Below are 4,164 nucleotides of genomic sequence, written 5' to 3' on the forward strand. Positions count from 1 at the left end.
CCCGCCCGCGCCGGTCGAGCTGAGCGCCGAGGACGGCAAGCTGGTCATCCTCGCCCGGGGGGCCCGGGGCCGGGTGGGTGCCGTGGAGGGAGCCTCGGTACGCGACCAGGACGGTCGCACGTACGCGGCGGCGAGCGTGTCGCTGCCCTCGTTGACCCTCACCGCCCTCCAGCTCGCGGTGGCCTGCGCCGTGGCGGCCGGGGCGACCCGGCTGGAGGCCGCCGTCGTGGTGACGGAGGCGTCGACCCTGGACGGGGCGGGGCACGCCGCCGTCCGCGACCTCACCGCCGACGCGCCGATCCACGTGGCCGCGCCGGACGGCACCGTCCTCGGCACGGTGGCCGAGTGAGCGACGTCGGCGTCGGGGGAGTGCGCCCGTACCGGGCCGGGTTCGCCTGCTTCGTGGGCCGGCCGAACGCCGGCAAGTCGACGCTGACCAACGCCCTCGTCGGCACGAAGATCGCGATCACCTCGAACAAGCCGCAGACCACCCGGCACATCATCCGGGCCGTGCTGCACCGGCCGGACTCGCAGCTCGTCCTGGTCGACACCCCGGGGCTGCACCGCCCCCGCACGCTGCTCGGCGAGCGCCTAAACGACCTGGTCCGCTCCACCTGGAGCGAGGTCGACGTGATCGGCCTGTGCGTCCCGGCCGACGAGCCGGTCGGCCGGGGCGACCGGTTCATCACCGGGGAGCTGGCCGAGCTGAAGGCCACCGTGCTGGCGGTGGTGACCAAGACCGACCTGGTGGACAAGAAACGGCTGGCCGAGCAGCTGCTGGCGGTCAGCGGGATGGGGGATTTCGCTGCGGTGGTGCCGGTCAGCGCCGTCTCCGGGCACCAACTCGACACCCTGGTCAACGTGATGACCGACTATCTTCCCGAGTCGCCGCAGCTCTACCCGGACGACATGCTCACCGACGACCCGGAGCAGGTGCTGGTGGCCGAACTGATCCGGGAGGCGGCCCTGGAAGGGGTCCGTGACGAGCTGCCGCACTCCATCGCCGTGGTGGTGGAGGAGATGATCCCCGAGGGTCAGCTCATGAAGATTTACGCCGACGTGTACGTCGAGCGGCCCAGCCAGAAGGCCATCGTGATCGGCCACCGGGCCAGCCGGCTCAAGGAGGTCGGCACCACCGCCCGCCGGCAGATCGAGGAGCTGCTCGGCACCCGCGTCTACCTGGACCTGCACGTACGGGTGGCGAAGGACTGGCAGCGCGACCCTAAGCAGCTCCGCAAGCTCGGCTTCTGACCCGGTCGGATCGGGGGCCCTGCCGCCTTCTGGCCCGACGAACGGCTCCCGACCGGCTGGCCGAGGGACACTTCGCGTACGGCTGGGGTCAGGTGGCGCACGCCAGCCGCTGGGACGAGGGCGCCACGGAGCGGGTAGTTCCTGATTCCTCTCAGATCAATGGCATTTCTCACTTTCAGGGCTACTGTCTGCCAGTTTGACGGTGGGGGCCGGAGGGTAGGGATCGATAGCTCCCCCCTGCCCCCGACCGGAAGCCGGCTGATGCGAAACCGGTACCTGGACCTGCTCCGTGCCCTGGCGATCGTCCGAGTCGTCGTCTACCACGTGACCGGATGGGCCAGCCTGACCCTGGTCTTCCCGGCCATGTCGGTGATGTTCGCGCTCGCCGGGTCGCTGATGGCGGCGTCGCTGGACCGGGCCGGCCCGTCGGCGGTGCGGAGGCGGCTGCGTCGCCTGCTGCCGTCGCTGTGGGTGGTGGTCGCGGTCTTCGTCCCCGCCATGCTGCTCACCGGGCTGCCGCTGACGCCGAAGGTGCTGCTCTGGGTGTTCCCGGTCGCCGACCCGCCGGCCAACCACTGGGGGGCGTTGGCGCTCAGCGTGATCTGGTACCTGCGCGACTACCTGTGGTTCGTGTTCGCCTCGCCCCTCGCGCTGTGGCTGTTCCGGCGAGCCCCGTGGCCCACCCTGCTCGCCCCGTACGCGCTGCTGGCCGCCGTCGAGTTCGGACTGCTGCCCGCCGCGCCCACCGTGCTGCGGGAGTTCGGCCTCTACTTCGGTGCCTGGCTGCTCGGCTTCGCCCACCATGACGGGCTGCTGCGGCGCACCGCCACCCGGGTGCTGGTGCCGGCCGCGCTGGCTCTCGGGGCCGCCGGGGCGGTGTGGATCGTCACCCACCCCGGCCCGCGCGGGTACGACCTGAACGACAACCCTCTCGGCAACGCGCTCTGGTCGGCGGCCTTCATCCTCGTGGCGATCGGCCGGGCCCCGGCGTCGGCGGCCTGGGTGGACCGTACCGCCGTGGCCGCCCGGGTGGTGACGCTGCTGAACCGGCGGGCGCTCACCGTGTACCTCTGGCACATGCCGTTCGTGGTCGCCATCACCCCGCTGGTCGACGTGGTCGGCTGGTCCCACCAGGACCCGGTCGGCCTGGCGATCCGGGTGGCGCTGGTCTTCGCGCTGGTCGGCGTGGTCACCGCGCTGGTCGGCTGGGTGGAGGACGTCGCCGCCGGCCGGCCCCCGGAGCTGTTCCCCGGTGGCCGCCGTCCCGCGCCGGTCACCCGAACCGGTGGCCGCCGTCCCGCGTCGGCCCAGGTCCTCGGCGGCAGCCGCCCCGTGCCGGCCCCCGCCGCCGTGCCGGTCAGCCCCGCGCCGGCCGGCTACGACCGGGCGGTGCTGCCCGCGCCCCGGGCCCCCGAGGAGCACACCCTCAAGCTCAGCGCGCGGTGACCGTCACGCTGCCGCTGTTCGCGGCCACGTCGAGCAGCAGCGACGCGCCCGGGTCGTCGACGACGCCCAGGTCGGCCTCGCCGGAGCCGACGTCCGACCGCACCTGGTACCGGCCGGCGGGCACGACGAGCTGCACGTCGCCGCTGGAGGCGTGCGCCCGCACCGAGGCCGGGGCGGCCAGCTCGACGGTGATGTTCCCGGAGTTGGTCTCCGCGTCGACCTGGCCGCTCAGGCGGCTGCCCGTCACGTTGCCCGACGAGGCGCGCAGGGTGGCCGGGCCGCGTACGTCGTCGGCCTCGACGTTGCCGGAGTCGGTCTCGGCGCGTACCGCGCCGGTCGCCCGGGTGATCTCCAGGTTCCCGGAGGCGACCCGGACATTCACTTCGCCGACCCGGCTCAGCACGACGTTGCCCGACCCGGCCTCGCCGCGTACCGCGACGCCCTCGGGGACGGTCACCTCGTACGAGATCGAGCAGCGGGAGCCGCAGTCGGTGTCCAGCACCAGCTCGTCGCCCCGGATCTCGTACCGGACCCGGGGCTGGTCGCCGTGGTAGCGCAGCACCCGCGTGATGCGGACCTGGCCGGCGGGACCGCTGCCGACGACCGTCACGTCGCCCGCGCCCCGCAGCACGGTGACCTGGCTGATCCGCGTGGACTCGGTGTCGTCGAAGTCCAGCCGGCGCAGCGACAGGGTGTCGCATCCGGCGACGAGGATCGCAGCGGCGGTCGCCCCGGCGACGGCGCGGGTGCGGACGACGGTCCGGTGGAAAACCATGGACGGCACGCTACGGCCGAGCCGGCCCGCCGCGCATCCGGGATCGCCCGCCGCGCACCCCGAACCGACCCTGATTTCGTACCCCGAGGGAGAATGACCGGATGGCCGGATACCGCCGACAGCTCTACCGCGACGACGCGGTGGTCCTGCGTGTGCAGAAGCTCGGCGAGTCCGACCGGATCATCACCCTGCTGACCCGCCGGCACGGGCGGTTGCGCGCGGTGGCCCGGGGGGTCCGCCGCACCACCAGCAAGTTCGGCGCCCGGTTGGAGCCGTTCGGCCACGTCGACGTCCAGCTCGCCGGCGACCCGAAGGGCAACACCGGCAGTTCGCTGCACAGCGTCAGCCAGGTCGAGGGGATCGACCTGTACGGCAAGCGGTTCCTCGGCGACTATCCGCGTTACACGGCGGCCAGCGCGATCGCCGAGACCGCGGAGCGGCTCACCCCGGTCGAGCGGGAGCCGTCGCTGCGGCTGTTCCAGCTCACCCTCGGCGCGCTCAAGTCGCTCGCCCGGGGCGAGCACGCCACCACGCTGGTGCTCGACGCGTACCTGCTGCGGGGGATGGCCCTCGCGGGCTGGGCCCCCGCGCTGACCGCCTGCGCGGTCTGCGGCACCCCCGGGCGGCACCGGGCGTTCTCCGTGCCGGCCGGCGGCGCGGTCTGCCCGGACTGCCGGCCCCCCGGCGCGGCC

Annotated in this window: 5 protein-coding genes; 4 read left to right on the plus strand and 1 reads right to left on the minus strand. The window is 73.6% G+C overall.

The genetic code is table 11. The features are described 5' to 3' along the window. The first annotated feature begins 19 nt into the window (after window positions 1-19). The 3 genes from E1258_RS30470 (at window position 20) to E1258_RS30480 (ending at window position 2,697) form a co-directional block, all read left to right on the plus strand. Window positions 20-349 (plus strand): cytidine deaminase, encoded by a 330-nt coding sequence (locus E1258_RS30470; RefSeq protein ID WP_132407185.1) that lies wholly within the window; start codon window positions 20-22, stop codon window positions 347-349. Continuing rightward, complete coding sequence (gene era / locus E1258_RS30475; protein WP_207919845.1) at window positions 346-1,251, plus strand: GTPase Era; 906 nt, start codon at window positions 346-348, stop codon at window positions 1,249-1,251. The genes E1258_RS30470 and era overlap by 4 nt, the downstream gene beginning before the upstream one ends. Before the next feature lie 261 nt (window positions 1,252-1,512). Next, window positions 1,513-2,697, plus strand: coding sequence for an acyltransferase (locus E1258_RS30480; protein ID WP_132407177.1), 1,185 nt, complete (start codon window positions 1,513-1,515; stop codon window positions 2,695-2,697). Here E1258_RS30480 and E1258_RS30485 read toward each other — a convergent pair. Then, entirely contained in the window at window positions 2,684-3,472 is a 789-nt protein-coding gene (locus E1258_RS30485) for a DUF4097 family beta strand repeat-containing protein (RefSeq protein ID WP_132407179.1), read from the minus strand. The genes E1258_RS30480 and E1258_RS30485 overlap by 14 nt on opposite strands. Before the next feature lie 101 nt (window positions 3,473-3,573). Between E1258_RS30485 and recO the strand changes: the two genes are divergently transcribed. Beyond that, window positions 3,574-4,164, plus strand: a 591-nt coding sequence (gene recO, locus E1258_RS30490) for a DNA repair protein RecO (RefSeq protein ID WP_132407181.1), incomplete at its 3' end; no start/stop codon positions are given.

This window comes from Micromonospora sp. KC207, assembly GCF_004348615.1.
Lineage (GTDB): Bacteria > Actinomycetota > Actinomycetes > Mycobacteriales > Micromonosporaceae > Micromonospora.

Bases quoted from the DNA above. Each gene is read 5' to 3' on its own strand.
- E1258_RS30485 (WP_132407179.1), bottom strand. From the start codon at position 3,472: ATGGTTTTCCACCGGACCGTCGTCCGCACCCGCGCCGTCGCCGGGGCG.
- E1258_RS30480 (WP_132407177.1), top strand. From the start codon at position 1,513: ATGCGAAACCGGTACCTGGACCTGCTCCGTGCCCTGGCGATCGTCCGA.